This is a genomic window from Paenibacillus sp. URB8-2 (assembly GCF_013393385.1).
Classification (GTDB): domain Bacteria; phylum Bacillota; class Bacilli; order Paenibacillales; family Paenibacillaceae; genus Paenibacillus_AQ.
On record NZ_AP023239.1, the window covers coordinates 3712815 to 3733350 of the forward strand.

The following is a 20536-nucleotide window of genomic DNA, read 5'->3' on the forward strand; positions in this document are numbered from 1 at the left end:
TTTATGATATTCAGTATAGCAGAGGAAGGGAACGTCAAAGAATGGACAAATGCGCAGTTGATTTGTATTATCCTACGATTTGTCCTTTTTGCCGGCGGCTGGGGACATGCGGGTATTGTCCCTCGTTTTGTTGAACGACGGCCTCGTTTTGGAAGAAAGCACCGACTGGCGGAAGAGGATCGCTCCCATCGCTTTTGCATTAAAAGGTATAAACGGCCACAGATAGGACGAGTTGTAGGAACGGTTGACCGTCAGCAGCACGATAAGCAGGGTCGAGCCGATTACGAACCCGGCGACGTGGAACAAACCCGTAGCCAGCAGCAGCAGCAGCCGGATGACACGATTGGCCAGTCCGAGTTCATAGCTTGGCGTAGCGAACATGCCGATGGTAGCCACGGCCATGTAGAGGACGACTTCATTGACGAACAGCCCTGTCTGGACGGCAATGTCCCCGATTAGAATCGCGGCGATGAGGCCCATGGCAGAGCCCAGCGGCGACGGCGTATGGACCGCGGCCATTCGCAGCAGATCCACACCGAACTCGATGATCAGGAATTGAACGAGCAGCGGGATTTTCGCCGTTTCATGCGGACCGATAAACATAAGCGGCGCCGGTTTGAGCTCGGGATGCATGACAAACAGCATCCAGAGCGGCAGCAGAAAAATGGAAGCGAAAATTCCCGCGAACCGTACCCACCTCAAGTAAGAACCCATTAACGGAGTCTGGCGGTTCTCTTCCGCATGCTGGCATAGGTCAAAAAATGTTGTCGGGATGACCATAACGCTCGGCGATGTATCGACGAACACAACCACTCTGCCCTCAAGCAGATGAGAGGCGACGATGTCGGGCCGCTCGGAGTATCGGACCATAGGATACGGATTCCATTTCTCTCCTATAATCGCCTCTTCAAGCTGCTTGTCGGCCAGCGGAATGCCTTCGATGTTGACGCTTTTGATTTTTTCGGTGACCGCTTTGACCTGTGTTTTGTCCGCAATGTCGTCGATATAGGCGATGGACACGTCAGTCTTCGTTCTTCGGCCTACTTGGTGCAGCTCGAATTTCAGGCCCGGATCGCGCAGTCTGCGGCGCACAAGCGCAATATTGCTGAGCAGCGTTTCGGTAAACCCGTCCCGCGCGCCGCGCACCACCCGCTCGATGGAAGGCTCCTCCGGTCCGCGGACCGGATAGGACCGCGTATCCATGATAATGACTTGGGCTTCCCCCTCGACAAAAAGCGCGCTCATTCCCGACATCGTCTTGATTACCGCATCGCTGAGCTTCTCGGACTTCTCGACCTGGATATGGGGGATGTAGTTTATCATGAATGCGGCAAAAGCGTCGGATGAAATATCCTCCGGGGTCAGGTAGGTAAGCCGCTTCAAGATTTCATCCAGAATGACGTCCTTGGCAAAGCCGCTGATGAACAGCAGAGCGGCTTTTGTCCCGCCGAAAGTCATCTCGCGGAATACAACGTCAAAGGACGCTCCAAGGCCCATCACTTCGGTCAGCACTTCTTTTGTCTGATCAAGCGATTCCGGGACCTTGTCTTCACCATGCCAATACTTGATCGACTCTTCCACCGAATTCGACAGTTCCTTATCCCTTTTCTTCTGTTTGGGGTCCTTGGGCTTTGCGTTGCTTTCCCCCTTTCCTTGGACGGGTTCAGTTCCCTGGTCCGCCCTGTCCTCTTCCTGGGCTTGCCCGGCCTGCATTTCCGGCTGCTCGGATTCGTCCAAAGATGGTGGCATATCCTCCTCGGCTGACTTTTTCGGAGCTTCCTCATCGTCACTGCCAAAGAGGAAGCTCAGGAAGCCGGACGTTTTATTTTTGGAGCCATCATCCGGCGCCCCAAGTTCGCTGCCGGCTTCCATATCACCAGGACCTGCGGCTTGATCGCTGACGGGATCGGACGCTCCCGTGCTATCCACGCCGCTTTGCTCTATGGCGGCATTAGCAGATCCGGCGGCGTCCACGGCGCTTTGCACGGGAGCGGGCGTACCCTGCGCTTCCACCACGCCCTGCTCCGTGACGAGATCAGGCGTATCCGCGCTTTCCGCGGCGTTTTTCTCTATGGCGACATCAGCCGGGCCGCCGGCATCCAGGCCGCTCTGCTCCATGGCGGGATCGGCCGTGTCGCCGGCATCCAGGCCGCTTTGCTCCATGGCGGGATCAGCCGTGTCACCGGCATCCACGGCGCTCTGCTCCACGCCGGGATCGGCCGTGTCACCGACATCCACGGCGCTCTGCTCCACGACGGGATCGGCCGTTCCGGCTGCATCCCCGGCGTTCTGAGTCGCACCTGCATCGGCTGCTCCCGCGCTGGCTTCGGCCCCTTGCTCCAAGCCAGAAACTGGCTGCTCCGGTCCATCGTTTTCCAAGTAATCTCCGCTGTGAACGTATTTGCTCATCTCAAGCCCTCCGTTTACTGTCGATACACAAACCAATCAAACAATGAACCAGCAACTTTACCGAATACCATCGCCAGCAGCAGTCCGAACAGGTATGAAGTCATGCGAAGGCGTTTGGCCAAAATCGGCAATACGTTCAGCACCTCCGTCAAAGCCGCGGCAAGCATGCCGACAAAGATTCCGTCGAACAGGCCGACCGCCGCTTCTACCACAGGTCCCGCCGTTATTTTCCAGTTCCAGAAATCACTCACGGTCCCAAGCAGCGATCCGCAGACCATGGCGCCTTCGTACCAATGGACCTTTTCGTAAGAGCCCGTCAGCTGCGCCAGTCGCGGAATCATATCGAGCACGACGAACAGGGCGATTACCCCGCCGCCCACGGCGATGCCTCCCGCAATGCCAAGGAGCAAAGTCAGGCCCACTTCGATCGGAGCCGTCATTTACGTCGCCTCCCTGCCCTTATCTTCTTCGCCGTGTTTCATTTTCCGGTATTCCTCGTGAATGACATACTGGTCGATGTTTTTCTGGTACAGGAACATTTCCACTTCCAGCGGGGTAGGCTCTTCGTTCCATTTTTTCTTGAACAGATGATTGAAAAAAATAACCATGCCAAAGCCGATGCCGATCGAATAGGCCAGCTGGAACAAATAAGGATGCTCGTCCCGGCGACCGGTCAGCATTTCCACAATCCGGATCTGGACTTCCTGCATGTTCACATCCGCATGGAAATTCATAATCGTCAGCGCCGCGCCAAAGAACAGCAGCAGCCATACGAGGGCGAACATCGCGGGCGACGGCTTGTGCGGTTCCTCGGGCCCGCTGATCTGCACAATTGTTCGGCCTTCTCCAATCGGCTCGATATCGGCATCCGGCGCGAGCTGTTTTACCAGGGGAATGACCTTCAGCGTATCGATGAGAATCAGGTTGCCGTCACTGTACTCCGGCTGGACCAGAAGCAGCGATTTGAGCCGCTCTTCCAGCTCCGGCGGAGCGATCAGAAACGCAATGTCGCCTAGGGTCACCCCTTTTCCATGAGGAAGCGTCACCCGATTCTTCAGTTGTATATAGATGGCGGAGCCAGATTGGGTCTTCATCCGCTGTCCTCCTCATCAAGCAATCTCACATAGAGCCGCCCGCTTTGGGCGAAACCCTCTTCCTTCCGGCCCAAAGCGCAGGCATGCCAGATTAACGGTAGTATGGGTGGAAAGGCTTATTTTTACTCTTTTTCATCGGCAACCAACAGGGGATTGAACTTATTTTCTATAAAATGGATTATTATACATTCGATTCGAAACCTTTTCCAGGTCGAACCAGTCTATATCATTATCTAAAAAAAGGAGGAACGACCAGATTATGAAGTTCTCATTCCGTTTTAAAATCCGCCGTTTTGTGCTGGCCGCCGCAGTGCTCCTGGCCTTCCATCTCGACGGTTCGCCTTCCATCCATGCCGAATCCGGCGTCGTCGTGCAGGACTACCTGCTGGATGCTTCCAAAGGAATCGAGCTGTACTCGATCAGCAGCGCGCCTGACGGAACATACCGGAAATCGGTGATCTATAGACAGCAGGACGGCGCTTATGCCAAATGGCAGGAACCGTTCCGTTCATTCAGTGTATGGGAAGACGGCACCGTGCGGATCGGAGGGTCAGATGATCCCGAAGGCGGCTATGTATATGATCCCGAGCGGCAGTCCATCCTTCACAAAAATATCTATTCCCTCTCTCCTGACGGAAATTGGGGAATTTTAGAGCGTTCCCGCTACCTTTACGTTTCATCACCCGGGCTGTACAGCGACTATATCGCCAAGCTTAACGACTACTATTTGAAAAACATGAAGACTGGCGCCGTAAAGCTGTTCAAATCGACGCGGACAAGCTACCTGACGGCATGGGTAGACCGCCACACTTTGCTGGAATCCGGATACGACAGCAGGGCCAAGCAGAATATGATTACAGCTTACAATCCCGAAACGAACCAAAGAACAACGGTGCTGGCGGGCAGTATGTATGCCTTCAACAATGCCAGCTCCAAGCTGCTTTACGTGCAGAACGAGCCCCGCCGGCTGCTGCGGGTATACGATCTGAAGAAGGCTTCCTCCCATCTCCTGAAGGACGAAGCCGAGCGTTCTGCTATCTATCCGTCTGTGCTTTCCAAGCCAAAGCTCTCTCTTCCTGACGGCATTAGCCCCGACAATCTGCCCGTTGTCCCTGTTCCTGTTATTGAAGAATACGAATATACGGCGGGAATAAACGGGTTGAGCATCCCGGTATCCACGGTATTCGAGGTTAACGGCACCCGCTGGATTCCGGTGCGACCGCTCGCGAAAGCGCTTGGCTGGAAGGTAGATCTGCTGGACCAGCCGGCAGGTACCTATAAAGCGGCGAACTACCAATATACGATCTCCAAGGGAGCGGCAAAAATCGTCCTTACCCCTTCGAACAGCTTTAATACCGGAGGAAGGCTGTTCATGACTAAGGGTCAGCTGGGGTCGCTTGGGCTTGGATCGGTAAAGCTTGTTCCCCACATCGAATAAGTGCCGAATCAGCCGAATTCTATCACCTGTCCGGTGAAATCCGGCTGATGCAAAAGAACGCCCAAGCCAGCGGCAACAACCGGCTTGGGCGTTCTTTTTAGGTATAAGGTCTGGGGCGGGCCCCTGTTATACATACAATCCCGATTTTCAAACGTCCTTGTCTCTAACGAAGATGATAAAGTCGGTGTTCACTGGTTCCAGTCCTTCCATCCGCAAATAGGAAGAGATTTGTCCTCTGTGATAGCTTCCGTGAAGCGCAACATGCGTCAAAATATCCGAAACGGTAGTGTTGAACGCCGTTCCGGTGCTGTTGCGGTATGCAACCTCCGCGTTCAGCCCGGAATCGTCCAGCCTGTTCAGAAGCTCCCCATACCCAGCGGCGTTCTCCTTCGCTAGAGCAACACATTCCTCCAGACTTTGGGGAGACCACGGCGCCATCCCTTTAGTGTCTAGCCTATTGATGCGCATCAGCCATATCTTTTCCGCCGTCAGTATATGTCCAAGCAGTGTCAGCGGTTTCTCGGGTACCCGGTCCGCCTGGCGAAGAGCCGCTACGATTTTGTCGTCCGCCCAGCTTGCATGCCGGAAGAGCCGGCGGAAATAGTCCTTCAAGCTACCGTTCTGCTCGCTCATATTCCCGTCTCCTTTAAACTGAATAGCAGGCGGCGTTTATCCGGCTGCGGGTCTTTCATCACGGATGACGCCTCGTCGAAGATCAGCGTTGCCCGATCCGCTAGACTGTACTGCGGCCACTGGAGCCGGGCGGTATCCGGCTTACCGCTGTAGGCGAATGCGACCCATGCGCTCCGCATCCTACCCGACAGAGTCTTCATCGCGGGACTGACCGCAAGTCCCATCCGCCGCAAATGCGACAGGTTTCCGAACACATATGGAATCTCCGCGGTGTGTACCGCTTTGGAGAGCAGAGAATGGGCTTCCACTACCCAATCGAAACGGTACATCCATACCGGTCCGTGTTCAAGCAGGCTCTCCGCAAAGGCAACCGCGCTGCGCCAGAAGAACAGATCGGTCATAATACCGGCCTGTCCTTCACGGGTCGCGGGATAATGAGCGGCAAGCTCCGACAAATCGGGGACGCCAAGCGCCTGCTCAAGCGCCCTGAGCGACTGGCCGATTTCCGGAACCGGCGCCCCTTCGCGGAAGAAATAGTCCCCTTCGTGGCGGTTGGTTCCAATCAGCACGGGAATGCCTTGAGCCGAACCGTTCGAGACGGCGCGAACCGGCTCTTCCGGCAGCGTCAGCGGATCGATGACCGGCTGAAAAAACATGCCGGGAGATCCCCCGGTCAGCCGCTGTATCATTCGGCCCGCTGCCTGGGCAATCGTCTCGGCCGGAAGCGTCCGCAGCTTCCCGGCATCCTCCCGGCCGAGGCCCAGTTCGGCAAGCAGCTCCAGGACAATTCCCCATCCCTGGGCGGGCTTTAGCGTCTGCGACGCGCCGCTCTGCATGATCGCTCCAGCGAACAGTCCGCGGGCAGCAGGCATGGCCAGCAGAGCGGCGATGCTCATGCTCCCCGCCGATTCGCCGAACACCGTTACCCGCCGCGGGTCGCCCCCAAAGCCGCCAATATTGTCCCTTACCCATTCCAGCGCGGCGATCTGATCCAGCAGTCCCGCATTGGACGAGAAGGTGCCGCCAAGCGGCGATAAATGAAGAAACCCAAACGGTCCAAGCCTGTAATTGACCGATACGACAACCACGTTCCCGTCCAAGGCCAGAGCCGTTCCGTCAAACAGCGGCTGACTGCCCGCTCCCGTCAGAAACGTCCCTCCGTGAATCCATACCATGACGGGCAGTGATTCCGCCTCTAAAGGCGCCCATACATTCAAATACAGGCAATCCTCGTCATGGACGGGAGGTTCTCCGGGGAATCGGGTGCCTTTCCGGTCAGGCGGCTGGTGGCTTACCGGACCGAAATCGGAGGCGTCCCGCACCCCTTCCCAGCTCTCCGGAGGCAGGGGCGCGCAGAAACGGAGTTCTCCGACCGGCGGAGCGGCGAAAGGGACGCCGCGCCAGACGTTGACGCCATCTTTCCGAATGCCTCTCACCGTTCCATAAATCGTTGCTGCTTCAGGCTGTCTCACAAGCGTTCACCCTTTCGTCAGTGTGTTATGAGTGTTCTCCGTCATCCTCGCCGGACGAAGCATACAGTCCGGAACGGAAACGGAACCACTGAAAAATATGCGTCGCCACTACTTTCAGAACGGCGTAGCCGGGCACGGCCAGAACGATGCCGACAACGCCGAACATTTTGCCGAAGAAAACAATGGTGAAGATGATGGTAATCGGATGAACTTTAAGCGTTTTACCCATAATTTGCGGAGAGATGAATTTGCCTTCGATCAGCTGTACGGCTGTCCAGACAATGATCATCTTCGCCAGCATCAAAGGCGAGGTGACCAGCGCAACGATAAGCGCGGGCGTAATCGCAATGGCCGGGCCCAGATAAGGAACGACTGCAGTACAGGCGGCCACGATGGCCAGCACAAGCGAATATTCGAGCCCGATAATCAAGTAGCCGATATAGAGCAGCGCGCCGATGCAGCAGCTGACAATGATCTGACCGCGGATATAGGAAGAGATCTGCTGGTTCATCTCGGACAGGACCATCCGGGTCTGAGGCTTCAGCGCGGTGGGCACCAGACGCAAAATATAGTCGGGCAGCCGTTTCCCGTCCCGAAGGAGATAGAAGAGAATGAGCGGGGTTGTCACGATCCCCAGCACAATTTCGGTCAGCGCCCCGACAAAGTTGCCGACACCGTTTAGAGCGTTACGCAGGAACGAGGTCAGCCATGTCGTCACCCGGGTTGTCACCGTACCGAGCTCGGCCCCTGTATTCTGCTGCAGCTGATCCACCAGTTTGCTGCCCGTCAAATGGGCAAGTTCCTGCTGAATCTGTGAGCTGTACCGGGGAAAGTTGTCGATCAACCCCAGCAGCTGATCCCGGATTATCGGAATAACCGCTAGCAGAATGACGGTAATCACGCCGAGAATAAAAAGATACAGCACCACAATGCCGTAAGCGCGCTTCACCTTGCTCTTCTTCTCCAGCCGGTCCACCAGCGGATTCAGAAGGTAATAGGCGACGCCCGATAAAATCAGCGGCAGAGCCACCGTATGAAGCAGCACCGACAAAGGTCTGAAGACGAACGGAATTTTGGCGAATACGAGCACGTTGAGTCCGATTAGCAGCATCACAAGCAGAAAGACGACGAATTTATTGTTCAGAAAAAATTTGCGGAATTTTTCCGGCCAGATTTGCAACCTTTGCATCCTTCAGCCTCCCACTTTGCGAGTAATAAAGCGGCCGTAAGCTTTTTTAAAATATAAGAATTTATAAGCCGGGGCTAATCATTTTGACTTATATTTCTACGAGAAACGTACTTACGTCTTAAAAAGACGCCGTCAGGAGTTTCTTCTTGCTAGCATAGTCAACATGACTTGGGCAAGTCAAATTAGGCCGTCCCGTTCCTGAAAGAAACAGCCGATCATTGCTTGAACCGCACATCCGCGATTCTCCCCGCGCCTACAAAGCCGATGGATTGATATACTTTGTTGGAATCCGGATTTTTGGCATCAGCATAGAGCATCGGCGTTAAGCCGTCCCGCAAGCAGTAATCGGATAAGGCCGCCACGATGGCGCTTGCATATCCTTTTTTTCGGGCGCCGGGCACCGTATATACATCATTAATCCGGGCATGCCTGGCGGTGCGGTGGGCGATTCTCGCAATGGAGACGGTTTCGCCTCCTTCCTGCCAAAGATACAGCCCTCCCGTGCCGATCGCCGCCGTTGCCGCTTTATACACCTCGTTCGGTTGGGGCGAGACATTGAAGACTTCTTTGGAAAAAGCGGCCAAATACGCCGCGATCATTTCCGTATGCCGCGAGTTCGCGCGTTCAATGACTCCGCCGACATCCGAGGGAGACTTGACTTCAGGGCAGGCATATGCTTCCAGAATCATGTACGGCTCATGCTTAAACCCGCGGCTTTCCGCATAATAACGCGCAAAAGTCTCCGCGATCCTGTAATCGGCGGATACTCCGGGAAAATCATGCGGACGGACTTGTTCCGCCAGCTTCCGGAGCAATTCGTCCTCCCTTTCTTCCGAAAGTCCGGGAGCGACCCACAGCCAAGGATTAAATCCCGGGGTTTGGGCAAATATCAGCTCATTGCTGCAATTTTTAATCCGCAGGGCGTCCGGAGAACCGCAGATGAGATGCAGCAGATTAAATCGGATCTCGTCTTCCAGGAATAGACTTCCGTTCAGAACGGGATCCCGGTCGGTAAGCTTTAGGAACATCCAGTTCACCCCTATCTATTTCCTTTTTTATCCTTGCCTCTCGATCATAATCCCGCGCGCCGCAAAAAGAAATAACCCGCAGCGGCAAAACGGCCGGAGCGGGTAGGCAGGACGTGTCCAATTTCGGGTCAATTTACACTTTATCGGCTTTTCTTCCCTTTCTCTTCCCCTTTTTCCCCCGTTCGGTTGATGCTTTCATGCCTTCTTCCCCGAATGTATACATCCTATTTTCTTCGAGTTGCTCGCCCAGCAGCGTTTTTCTGACCAGAGTCTTGCCCAGCTTTGGCGACATTTCCCCGTACCAGACCCCTTCAGGATAGGCAATGACCACCGGAGCGTCGCCGCACCGTCCCATGCATCGGGTCTGTGTCGGATGTATCAAAGCTTCAGCCCCCTGCTTCTCAATCTCCTCTTCGATCGTCTCCAGAATATTTTCGCCTTTGCGCTTCTTGCAGCTGCTTCCCCCGCAGACAAGCAGATGACATTTCGTTCCTTCAAGATTCCATGTCGTCATAACCTTCACTCCTCTCTATAACGTTTATACCCGGTGGACAAGGGTAATTCAATGAATAACGGGATGGACATACGATATAATATATTCAGCATATGTCCGCCAATCTTGCGATGCAAGGAGGAATATTAATTATCATGAAAACCAAAATTATCTGCACCATCGGACCCGCTTCCGAATCGGTCGGAACGCTCAAGGAAATGATCTCCGCCGGGATGACGGTCGCCCGGCTGAACATGGCGCACGGGGAGCTGGAAGAGCATTCGGCCAGAATCCGCAATGTGAGGCAGGCCGCATCCGAACTGGGCACTTTTGTGCCAATTATGATGGATATCAAGGGACCCGAGGTGCGGATCGGGAAGTTGAAAGAAGAGTTTTGCACGCTGAAGGCCGGAGAGAAACTGATTTTGACGACCGAAGAAATCCTCGGCGACGCGCAGCGCATTTCCGTCAACTATCCCGACATGACTGCGGTCGTTAAGCCCGGGGACCGGATTTTGATCGACGACGGGCTGATCGACCTGACCGTGACGGTAGTGCAGGGCCATGACATCGAATGCCTGATTGTCAGCGGCGGGCTGCTCAAGCCGAGAAAAGGCGTCAATCTTCCCGGCATCCGGACGACTCTGCCCGGCGTCACCGAGCGGGACATCAAGCATATTCAATTCGGGTTGAAGGAAGGCATCGAAATGATCGCCGCCTCTTTCGTTCGCAAGGGCGACGACATCCGGGAAATCCGGGGCATTCTGAACGCAAGCGGAGCCGGTCATGTGCAAATTATTTCCAAAATCGAAAATCATGAAGGCATGACTAATCTGGATGATATTATTCTGGCATCGGACGGCATCATGGCGGCCCGGGGCGATCTTGGGGTCGAGGTTCCCATCGAAGATGTGCCGATGCTGCAAAAGGAAATGATCGACAAGTGCAACCGCGCCGGGAAGCCTGTCATTGTGGCGACCCATATGCTAGAGTCGATGCAGATCAATCCGCGGCCAACCCGCTCGGAGGTGAGCGACGTGGCGAACGCGGTGCTTCAAGGAGCCGACGTCGTCATGCTGTCGGGCGAATCGGCTGCGGGGAAATACCCCGTGCAGTCGGTGCGCACCATGGCGGCCGTAGCCGCAAAAGCCGAGACGATGATCAATTACAAAGACCGTTTTATCCAGGGCTTCGACTGGGAAAGCGAGAGCATTACCGAGGTTATCAGCCGCAGCGCCGTCAGCTCCTCGCTAATCCTGGGAGCGAAGGCGATTATCGCGGCAACCGAGAGCGGCTTCACCGCACGGATGATTTCCAAGCACCGGCCGCAGGCGCCGATTATCGCCGTTACGCCCCATCCGGAGGTGCTGCCCAAAATCTGCCTGTTCTCCGGCGTCGTCCCTGTCCTTGGCGATCCGGTATCCACGACCGACGAGATGTTCGAGTCATCGGTCCGGAATGCGATGAAGACGGGAGCGCTCACCACAGGCGACACCGTTGTGCTATGCGCGGGCATCCCGATCTGGAAGACGGGCACTACGAATCTGGTTAAAATACAGGAGGTCTAACCCGGGAATCCAAGACACCTGAAACGGCGTAATTGTTCCATCTCAGCCCACGTTCCTTATTTTAGAAAAGCAGCGGCAGACGGGAAATGAAATAACAACCTGCACTGCCGCTTGTTTTTATGTGATCAGGTCTTATTGGAGGAATTGATGGCTAAATCAAATGAAGATAACAAATTTGAACAACTGGTGTCCAGGATGGAGCCCGAAGGAAAGCTGCTCTCCAAACGGGAGATGGCAGGCGGAGTTTCGGCCCGGGTGACAGCGATTGAATTGCTGCTCGGCGACGGACGAATCACAAACAGGATCGTCCGCCGGCACGGCGAAGCCGATCTTAAGCGAAACCCGAAGATCGCGGCGGCCGAATTCAAGCTTTTGCAGATGATGCGATCCGAGGGTCTTCCAGTGCCGGGGCCTTATTATCTTGACGAGTCCTGCGAGATTTTTCCGGAGCCCTATTTAGTAATCGAGTATGTGCCAGGCGGGACGGACTTCACTCCCTCAAATATGAATTCCTACATTTTCCAGTTAGCGGCGAATCTGGCAGCTATTCATCGTGTGGATTGCTCACAACTCCACTTGCCCTTGCCTATACAAGAGGAAATTGCCGCCGAAATGCTGGTTCAGAGTTCTTTACATACTGACGAATCACTGAATGTAAGCAAGATCCGGGAAACGTTGAATGCGGTCTGGCCCCTAACCCGGACAAATAAAGTCGCCCTTCTGCATGGAGATTATTGGCCGGGAAATATTTTGTGGAATGACGGGAAGCTGGCAGCCATTATAGACTGGGAAGACGCGGCTTTGGGCGATCCTCTGACTGATCTTGGTAATGCCCGGCTGGAAATTCTCTTTCATTTTGGAAAAGACGCCATGAATGAGTTCACCCGGCAATATCGGTCCTTGATGACCGCAATCGATTACACAAATCTTCCTTACTGGGATTTATATGCCGCATTGCGTCTGTCCAAATTTCCCGATTGGGGGCTGGATAAAATTACCGAGGGCACTATGCGGGAAAGACATCGCTGGTTTGTCACCGAATCCTTACACAATATGAAATAATTATGCCGCTTGGGGGCAATCTCATATTGAAGGTTCCCGGCATATCCTTTATAATTCAGTACATTATAAGCCGCTATTATTTATGGCCTTCGAAAGGAACTGAAAAACGTCATGACAGAAAAGCTTAGAGCCGGTATCGTCGGCGGGACCGGCATGGTCGGCCAGCGCTTCATCGCTCTTTTGGAAAATCATCCGTGGTTTCAGGTTACGGCAATCGCCGCCAGCGCGAACTCTGCGGGCAAAACGTACGAAGAATCGGTGAAGGGCAGATGGAAGCTTTCTACCCCAATGCCCGAAAGTGTTAAACATATTCCCGTTCAGGACGCTTCGCACGTTGAGGAAGTAGCCTCCGGGGTCGACCTGATTTTTTGCGCCGTCGATATGAAGAAGAATGAGATTCAAGATCTCGAAGAGGCTTATGCCAAAGCGGGCGTTCCCGTTATTTCGAACAACTCCGCCCACCGCTGGACGCCGGACGTGCCGATGGTCGTTCCGGAGATCAATCCGGAGCATCTGGAGGTTATCGCCAGCCAGCGCAAGCGTCTAGGAACCGAAACCGGCTTCATCGCCGTTAAGCCCAACTGCTCCATTCAGAGCTATGTGCCGATGCTGTCCGCCCTGCGCGGCTTCAAGCCGACACAGGTCGTCGCCAGCACCTACCAGGCAATTTCCGGAGCGGGCAAGACCTTCACCGATTGGCCTGAAATGCTGGACAACGTCATTCCATATATCGGTGGAGAAGAAGAAAAGAGCGAGCAGGAACCGCTGCGCATCTGGGGAACCGTTGATAACGGGGAGATTGTAAAAGCATCCGCTCCGCATATCACCACTCAATGCATCCGCGTTCCGGTTACGGACGGCCATCTGGCTACCGTATTCGTCTCATTCGAGAACAAGCCTTCCAAAGAAGAAATTCTGGAAAGCTGGAAGAACTACAAGGGCCGGCCGCAGGAACTTGAGCTGCCGAGCGCGCCGAAACAGTTCATTACGTATTTTGAAGAAGACAACCGGCCGCAGACGAATCTGGACCGCGACATTGAGAACGGCATGGGCATCTCCGCCGGACGCCTGCGCGAAGATTCGCTGTACGACTTCAAATTCGTCGGCCTGTCCCACAATACGCTCAGAGGCGCCGCCGGCGGCGCTGTTCTGATCGCCGAGCTGCTGAAAGCCGAAGGATATATCACGAAGCGGTAAGGAACTCGTAACCGAATACGCACATCAAATGCCCGTTCCCTGTTTGCAGGAGACGGGCATTTTGCATTCGACAATAGTAGACTGGCACTTTTAATAAAATTGCTGCATTCCCAGGCAAGAAAATAAAGTTCAAGACTGCGGCTTATATTGAACGTTTTCCGGGAGCTTAATCTTAGCTGGATCATGGATCTTTCGTTTTACGGCCAGCTTTAACATGTTTAAGCTGGGCAACAATAATGACGCTAATGATTACCAGAAGGAACCACGAACTGATCTTACTGAAGCTAACCAGCTGCCAGGCTTGGTGTTGGTCAGGATATTTCCAAGCATTAAAATATGTAGCTATATTTTCGGCTAACCAGATAAAAAAACCTACAATGAAAAAAGCAAGTGTCAAGGGCATTCGAAAAGTAGTGGTCTGAACCCGATATATGATCCATGTTCTCCAAAAGACAATAAGCACAAGCGCCGTCAACCACCAACGAAAATCAGGAATAAAATGATGTGTGAAAAAGTTCAGATAGATGGCTCCTCCTAGTAATCCCGCAGAAGTAAGCCCCGGCCATCCGGTCATGTCCATCTTCAGTCTACGCCATACCTGACACATATAGCTTGCTACACTTGCATACATAAATCCGCTATAGAGCGGTACTCCAAGCAACTTCGTAAACCCAGGCTCAGGGTATGACCATGATCCCATCCATACCTTATATATTTCCAGCAGCAAACCAATAAGATGAAATATACAGATAACCTTAATTTCATCGAGTGTCTCGAGTCCACTGCGGTACATAAGGTACTGCACTGCAAGCAGGATAAGAAGAATGGCATCATAACGGTAAATGAAGGGCACCTCAATTACTCTAGAAAAAGCTAAAGTTCCAAAGATCGCAACAGGAAATATGCAGCTCATTGCCTGATGATAGCCAAAATGCAATAGTTGTATTATTGTTTTCAATGATGTTCCTCCTTGTCATGCCTGAGTGACTTCGAGGCCAGTCTAAAACTCTTTGGCTCTTTTCTAAAATATTGTTGCTTTATTGTTTTCCAAATAATACATAACCCCACCATTCGTTGGTGGGGTTATGCTCGGTTATTGATTTATCATTACTCACATTAACCGATAATGGTGCTGTCTTCGTCACTTTTGTATTCTAATACATCTCCAGGCTGACATTTTAAAGCTTTACAAATCGCCTCTAAAGTTGATAATCGAACCGCTTTTGCCTTTCCATTTTTCAATATAGAAAGGTTAGCCATTGTTATTCCAACCCTCTCCGAAAGTTCTGTTACGCTCATTTTTCTTTTAGCCAGCATCACATCAATATTGATTATAATCGCCATTGTCTTCACCTCAGACCGTCAAATCATTTTCTGATTTTATATCTATAGCCTCTTTTAAAAGCTTCTGGAGAACAGCAGCAAAAACGGCAATCACCATGGAGGCAAAAATTATGACCATTCCGATGACTATGATACCCGGGGCATCGTCTCTCTCCGCCATGAGATAGAAGAGCGGCATGCCTGCCACAAACAAGCCACTGATTGTGATTGCACAGTATTTTATATTCTTTAAAGCTCGTACAGATAATTCCGAGAAAGCTTTGTTCTTGTCAATATAGCTTAAAAGTTTAAATGCTTGATACAGAGCAAAATAAAAAGGTAACGCAGTTGCATACACATCGAATAAAACGAGATATTTGATATAAGTATAATCTGGATACAATTCTGCTGCATAATTCGCTATCTCCGGCACCCAAAATATGCACAAAGCAAGAACCGGGATTCCAATAAGAATAACAGCTGCCCTTAAAAAGAGTGTTGTTCCTCGTTCCATAAAAAGCCCCTCACTTATTATTAAATTTAATTTGACTTTATCACGAAACTTATCGTTTTACAATAAATAATTACTGATATTAAATGTATTATTGTTGTTATATTCTCATTACAAAGAAATGCTCTATAACTGAACAAACTGCCTGTTAGCTGAAAAAGGCCCCGTTCAATTGCGGAAGCCTCTTGATGGTTATTCAGCTATCGTTCTCCGTTAGATTAACGAGTTTTACTTTAGTATAATAATCATTTATTCAACATTTAGTTCATTCTTTGCGGTTTCAATAAGCAGATTATAAATAAGGCTTACGGCATCATTACGCTCGAAAGAACTCATGTTTCGAATATACAGTTCTTTCTTCTGCCAAGTCATATACACTAGCAATTAAGCTATCAGTATTCAGTTGTTCTTCATGTAGAACTTTACAGTAACCCTTGCTTTCAAAAGAACCCGCATTTAGAAGTTGATCTCCTCTACTCTGTTCCTTAGTAAGAGGAATCAGAATCATTGGTTTCTTTAAAGATAAAAACTCAAAAATTGAATTAGAACCAGCTCGTGAGATCACAAAATCGCACATGGCCAATATGTCCGGTAATTCTTCGTTTATGTATTCATATTGGCGGTAATCAGAATTAGAAATAGAAGAATCCAGATGTCCTTTTCCACAAAGATGAATGACTCTAAATCGCTTTGTCAATTGTGATAAGGATTCTCGAATCACATTATTGATTTTCCGTGCTCCTAAACTTCCCCCCATTATAAGTATGGTAGGCTTATTAATATTCGAAAACCCCACGAATGCCCGTCCTCGTTCGGCATTACCTTTGGTTAATTCATCTCTAAGAACGGGTCCTATGTAATGACATTTGTGATTGTTAAAGGCAGAGGCCGTTTCCAAAAAGGTGGTGCAAATCAGACTAGCAAACGGACTTGCGAGCTTATTGGCTAAGCCTGGAGTTAAATCAGATTCATGTATGATAACGGGAATCTTGTTCAACCAGGCTCCAATAACAACTGGTACAGAAACAAAGCCACCTTTTGAGAACACAATATTTGGCTTAAGCTTCTTTATAAGTTGATATGCTTGAAAAATCCCTTTCACAACTTTAAACGGATCCTTTACGTTCTGCCAATCTACATACCGCCTTAGCTTCCCTGTAGATATTGAATGGTATTTCACATTAAAGTTAGATGTGATTAGCTGCCTTTCAATACCGTCAACTGAACCAATATATTCGGTTACCCAGCCTGCACGGATGAATTCAGGCATCAATGCAATATTAACGGTTACATGCCCTGCAGAACCCCCGCCAGTGAAGATTATTTTTTTTATTTTAACCACCCACCGATGCTATTTTAATTCATTATACTCGATGCATCCTCTAAATATCTCAAGCGTTGTATTACGCTATTCTGCACGTTTACGCGGAAAAGGCAGCCGATAATGTCCCGTCAGAATTCCTGTAGAATGAATAATTTGGTCTTTGCACAAAAACGAGCGCCTCGGTACGATGGGGTTGCGCACGAGGTCATAGCCTCAAAAAGCCCATCCAGGAGGTCGCTCTACTATGAAGTTTAGATCGCAGGACAAGCAAAAGCTTACAATATTTCGATATACCCTTCTGTTCCATGCACGCGGATTCGTTGCCCGTCTTTTATCAGATTGGTAGCATTTTCTACCCCGACAACTGCTGGTAAGCCATATTCACGCGCGATAACTGCTCCATGGGTCATCAGTCCGCCAACTTCGGTGACTAGACCTTTTATGGATACAAATAATGGTGTCCAGCCAGGGTCAGTAAAAGAGGTGACTAATATATCTCCATCTTCTAGTTCAGCATCTTCCATGTTTAAGATAACACGTGCCCGTCCCTCTATAACTCCGGAAGAAACCGGCAGACCTACAATAGCTTCGGCGGGGAGATTTTCCCGTTTGTACACACCTGTAATGATTTCACCATCAGATGTGATTACACGTGGGGGAGTTAGTTTTTTATATAATTTGTACTCGTCTTTTCGATTGCTGATGATCTGGTAATCCAGTTTATTTGTGCGTACGACTTCGCGAAGTTCTTCAAAAGTGAGATAGTATATATCTTCTTTTTCATGAATAACGCCTGCTTGTACGAGTTGTTCGGCTTCTTTCAGTAAAGCCTGCTTATAAACGAAGTAGCGATTAACGATGCCGTATTTGGGATATTCCCGATAACCGATGAAATTCCGGATTAAGTCGATCATTCGTTTTGTTTCTTTGGCTTTTTGTTCGCCATCCGGTAATTGCTTCAATCGATCTAATAACTCTTGTTCTTTTCTCAAAGCCTCCTGTCGCCCTTGCTCAAATTTCCGATTGCCTGCATTAGGCTCAAAGTTTTTGATGTTACTGAGAATCATGGGGACAAGTGTAATTGGTTTTTCGCTCCAACGGGTTTTCGTAATATCGATTTCTCCGGCACATCGCATTCCGTATTTGTTAAGATAAGCAAAGATAGCTTCCCTAGTTTCCTGTCCACCATCAAACTTAATCAGTTCATTCAAAAAATGTTCATCTTTTACATGCTGTAAATAATCAATGACTTCCGGATAAGGACGGATCACATCTGCAACATTAAGTAGCTCCAGACCCATTTCCGAAGTGATATTGTTTGGTACAGATTGAGAAAGCGTGTCTGCTGCGTTTTTTTCATCTAACCACTCATTCATTTTTTCATTGATCCATGATGAAGCATTTATAGCAGCCATAAATACAGCCGAACTTTGTGGGTCAAATAAAATCTTCTTTAACTCTTGGATATCTTCTAAAATAAAATCAAATAGATCCGATCCTGATTTCGTTTGGATGTTTTGTTTTAACTCTTCTATCGATGCTTGACTACGCTTAATCAAATCAGAAACGATTGTCGGATCGTTCTCGAATTGTGCTTGAAATCCAGCAGGCGACATACCTTTATTGCTATTAATGGGATTCTGTTCTTTTTTATCATTTGGTAACAATTTTATAAAATCTCGATCTATTATGGTCATAAGTGCATCTTTTATAAGCGGATCGTGTTGTCCCATGTTTAATAAAATATCCCGGCCGACATGTGTAGCCAGCCTAGGTGCAACATCAACAAACAACCTCCCACCGGCTTTACGCATAGGTGCAGGAGTAATTAACAGGTAAAAAGACAATCCCAATGGTTTTATGGGATCTGTCATCATTTGTTGATGACCAACAGATAGATAGACGTGATTTTCTTGATCAACCGCTTCAGGGATCGGGTATAAAGTAGTGATCGGCCGACTCTGGACAATATAAAATGTATCATCAGCCAAACACCATTCGATATCTTGCGGGCAACCAAAATAAGCTTCGATCTGTCTTCCGATGAGTGCCAGTTGTAAAATTTGTTGTTCAGTAAGTGTCTGAGTCTGTTGCTGATCTGATTCGATCGACTTTGTCTCTGTTCCGCCTTCTTTTCGTCCATAGATAGCCAATTTTTTGGTTGCTATCCTCTTATCGACGATTTCCCCTTCCTGTACTTTATAAGAATCGGCAGATACCAAGCCGGAGACCAGCGCTTCTCCAAGTCCAAAACTGGCATCGATGGATAGCAACTTCCGGTTGGAAGTAATCGGATCAGCGGTAAATAATATCCCTGAAGCCTGTGGGGAAACCATCCTTTGAACGATAACGGATAAATAAACTTGACTGTGGTCAAATCCATTTTGCATACGGTAGATTACCGCGCGATCCGTAAATAGGGAAGCCCAACATTTGCTGATATGCTGCAAGATTGCTACTTTGCCGATGATATTTAAATAGGTGTCTTGTTGACCAGCAAAAGAGGCATGTGGTAAATCTTCAGCAGTCGCACTAGAACGCACTGCATAAGCATGTTCCTCGCCAAACTGGGAGAGATAGTGAGTAACTGCTTTCACAACATCGGAACAAATTTCCACTTCCATAATGATTTGTCGAATCTTCCTGCTGATTTCACCAATTTGATCTCGATCTTCTGCTTTTAGCATGGTTAGTTGATCCAACAAAACATGATACGTTTCGTTTTGTTCGATGGCTTGTTGATATCCCACTGTTGTAAGACAAAATCCTTCTGGTACTTGTATTCCTTCAATTTTTGATAATTCCCCTAAATTTAACCCTTTTCCGCCAACGAGCGAAAGCTGCGTTTTTTCCATTTCCTGAAAACTGAGAACCAAAGAACTCATTCAATATCTCTCCTAACCATTAAATTGAGAAAAAATATTTGACAAGAGTTTACCGGCATGGTACACTTAGAGTATAAGATGCAATAACTTTAATTATATAAATTGAGACGGTCGTGATCTGATTATATCATCGTGTCTGTTTGTGTGCAATATAAAGAACCTGGTGAAACTGTCCAGGTTCTTTTTTGATTTTCCACTACCATTAGTATCATCAAAAAACCTAGTTCAAGCCGACTCCGTCACTGCATAGTCACCATGCGGTTCTATGCAGCCTAAAGAAATCCTGAAGTTGCGTTGGGTTCTTACTGAACTAAACTGCCCTTTAGGTGAACAAAGGCAGCCAATCCATCTGATCGGCTGCCTTCGCATTTTTATTGATTTATTTATAAGCTGTAGCTTATTCTATCGTGTCCGTTAGGTTGAACGTTGAACTCTGAATTTTAAACTCACAAAACTCAGGCTGGAAAATCTGATTACCTTGGTAAAGGATATAGTCGCCATTTAACGTGAGAACAAATTTCTCATTTGATTGTAACAATAAAGTGACTTCAAAAGGTCCTCCTTTCGGAGCAGGTCCGTTGTATGGTTTGATATCTTCATTTTTTACTCTTTGTAGTATTCTAACGAGAAAACGAATCTCTTTGAATTCGAGCGTCCTATGATATCTAGGTCCCCATCGAACCTCTGCTGACTTGATTTCATTTGATGATAATCTAAACAAATGCATATTGGCATAATTCTGTGTATGGTATTTGTAACCCGGTAAAGCACTCTCGCCAGCAGCATTAGCCGTAGAACAGTTTGCTACAGATATAACAACAAATATAAGCAGGAACAGTGGCATACAGAAAACTTCCCTTCGAAGAATTTTAGGATAGTGTAATCTACATCAGGAAGTATTATTACGGTA

The 20536-nt window shown here is 49.5% G+C and carries 17 protein-coding genes and 1 pseudogene; 4 read left to right on the plus strand and 14 right to left on the minus strand.

Annotated elements, in window-relative coordinates; translation table 11 throughout:
- Window positions 1-72: 72 nt before the first annotated feature.
- The 3 genes from PUR_RS17135 to PUR_RS17145 form a co-directional block, all read right to left on the minus strand.
- Window positions 73-1713 (minus strand): spore germination protein, encoded by a 1641-nt coding sequence (locus PUR_RS17135; RefSeq protein WP_179037962.1) that lies wholly within the window; start codon window positions 1711-1713, stop codon window positions 73-75.
- Between the two features lie 710 nt (window positions 1714-2423).
- The gene (locus PUR_RS17140) at window positions 2424-2849 is read right to left on the minus strand and encodes a stage V sporulation protein AB (RefSeq protein WP_179036293.1); all 426 of its coding nucleotides are present in this window, start codon (window positions 2847-2849) and stop codon (window positions 2424-2426) included.
- On the minus strand, window positions 2850-3503 hold the full coding sequence (locus PUR_RS17145; protein WP_179036294.1) for a stage V sporulation protein AA: 654 nt from the start codon (window positions 3501-3503) through the stop codon (window positions 2850-2852).
- Between the two features lie 259 nt (window positions 3504-3762).
- On the opposite strand from PUR_RS17145, the gene PUR_RS17150 reads away from it, so the two are divergent.
- Entirely contained in the window at window positions 3763-4941 is a 1179-nt protein-coding gene (locus tag PUR_RS17150; protein WP_179036295.1) for a stalk domain-containing protein, read from the plus strand.
- A gap of 147 nt (window positions 4942-5088) precedes the next feature.
- Here PUR_RS17150 and PUR_RS17155 read toward each other — a convergent pair whose 3' ends face one another.
- The 5 genes from PUR_RS17155 to PUR_RS17175 all read right to left on the minus strand — a co-directional run bounded on the left by PUR_RS17155 (window position 5089) and on the right by PUR_RS17175 (window position 9777).
- Complete coding sequence (locus PUR_RS17155) at window positions 5089-5574, minus strand: DinB family protein (RefSeq protein WP_179036296.1); 486 nt, start codon at window positions 5572-5574, stop codon at window positions 5089-5091.
- Window positions 5571-7046, minus strand: a complete 1476-nt coding sequence (locus PUR_RS17160; protein WP_179036297.1) for a carboxylesterase/lipase family protein — start codon at window positions 7044-7046, stop codon at window positions 5571-5573. The genes PUR_RS17155 and PUR_RS17160 overlap by 4 nt, the downstream gene beginning before the upstream one ends.
- A gap of 25 nt (window positions 7047-7071) precedes the next feature.
- A complete protein-coding gene (locus PUR_RS17165) occupies window positions 7072-8235 on the minus strand; it encodes an AI-2E family transporter (RefSeq protein ID WP_179036298.1) in 1164 nt (387 codons plus the stop codon).
- 215 nt (window positions 8236-8450) lie between these two features.
- The gene (locus tag PUR_RS17170; RefSeq protein WP_232101887.1) at window positions 8451-9263 is read right to left on the minus strand and encodes a GNAT family N-acetyltransferase; all 813 of its coding nucleotides are present in this window, start codon (window positions 9261-9263) and stop codon (window positions 8451-8453) included.
- A gap of 133 nt (window positions 9264-9396) precedes the next feature.
- Window positions 9397-9777: a (2Fe-2S) ferredoxin domain-containing protein gene (locus tag PUR_RS17175; RefSeq protein ID WP_179036300.1), complete on the minus strand. Its 381-nt coding sequence runs from the start codon at window positions 9775-9777 to the stop codon at window positions 9397-9399.
- Between the two features lie 131 nt (window positions 9778-9908).
- On the opposite strand from PUR_RS17175, the gene pyk reads away from it, so the two are divergent.
- From pyk to asd, 3 genes are all read left to right on the plus strand, one after another.
- Window positions 9909-11324 (plus strand): pyruvate kinase, encoded by a 1416-nt coding sequence (gene pyk, locus PUR_RS17180; RefSeq protein WP_179037963.1) that lies wholly within the window; start codon window positions 9909-9911, stop codon window positions 11322-11324.
- Between the two features lie 147 nt (window positions 11325-11471).
- Window positions 11472-12386: a phosphotransferase family protein gene (locus PUR_RS17185; RefSeq protein WP_179036301.1), complete on the plus strand. Its 915-nt coding sequence runs from the start codon at window positions 11472-11474 to the stop codon at window positions 12384-12386.
- Window positions 12387-12497: 111 nt separating this feature from the next.
- A complete protein-coding gene (gene asd / locus PUR_RS17190) occupies window positions 12498-13583 on the plus strand; it encodes an aspartate-semialdehyde dehydrogenase (RefSeq protein ID WP_179036302.1) in 1086 nt (361 codons plus the stop codon).
- Window positions 13584-13764: 181 nt separating this feature from the next.
- Here asd and PUR_RS17195 read toward each other — a convergent pair whose 3' ends face one another.
- The 6 genes and pseudogenes from PUR_RS17195 to PUR_RS17220 form a co-directional block, all read right to left on the minus strand.
- A complete protein-coding gene (locus tag PUR_RS17195) occupies window positions 13765-14541 on the minus strand; it encodes a DUF817 domain-containing protein (RefSeq protein ID WP_179036303.1) in 777 nt (258 codons plus the stop codon).
- Between the two features lie 158 nt (window positions 14542-14699).
- Window positions 14700-14927: a helix-turn-helix domain-containing protein gene (locus PUR_RS17200; RefSeq protein ID WP_179036304.1), complete on the minus strand. Its 228-nt coding sequence runs from the start codon at window positions 14925-14927 to the stop codon at window positions 14700-14702.
- 10 nt (window positions 14928-14937) lie between these two features.
- A complete protein-coding gene (locus PUR_RS17205) occupies window positions 14938-15420 on the minus strand; it encodes a DUF2975 domain-containing protein (RefSeq protein ID WP_179036305.1) in 483 nt (160 codons plus the stop codon).
- Window positions 15421-15666: 246 nt separating this feature from the next.
- Window positions 15667-16750, minus strand: a pseudogene (locus tag PUR_RS17210) (undecaprenyldiphospho-muramoylpentapeptide beta-N-acetylglucosaminyltransferase).
- 266 nt (window positions 16751-17016) lie between these two features.
- Window positions 17017-19626, minus strand: a complete 2610-nt coding sequence (gene ppsA, locus PUR_RS17215) for a phosphoenolpyruvate synthase (protein WP_179036306.1) — start codon at window positions 19624-19626, stop codon at window positions 17017-17019.
- A 397-nt stretch (window positions 19627-20023) separates the two neighbouring features.
- Complete coding sequence (locus tag PUR_RS17220) at window positions 20024-20470, minus strand: hypothetical protein (protein WP_179036307.1); 447 nt, start codon at window positions 20468-20470, stop codon at window positions 20024-20026.
- Window positions 20471-20536: the final 66 nt, after the last annotated feature.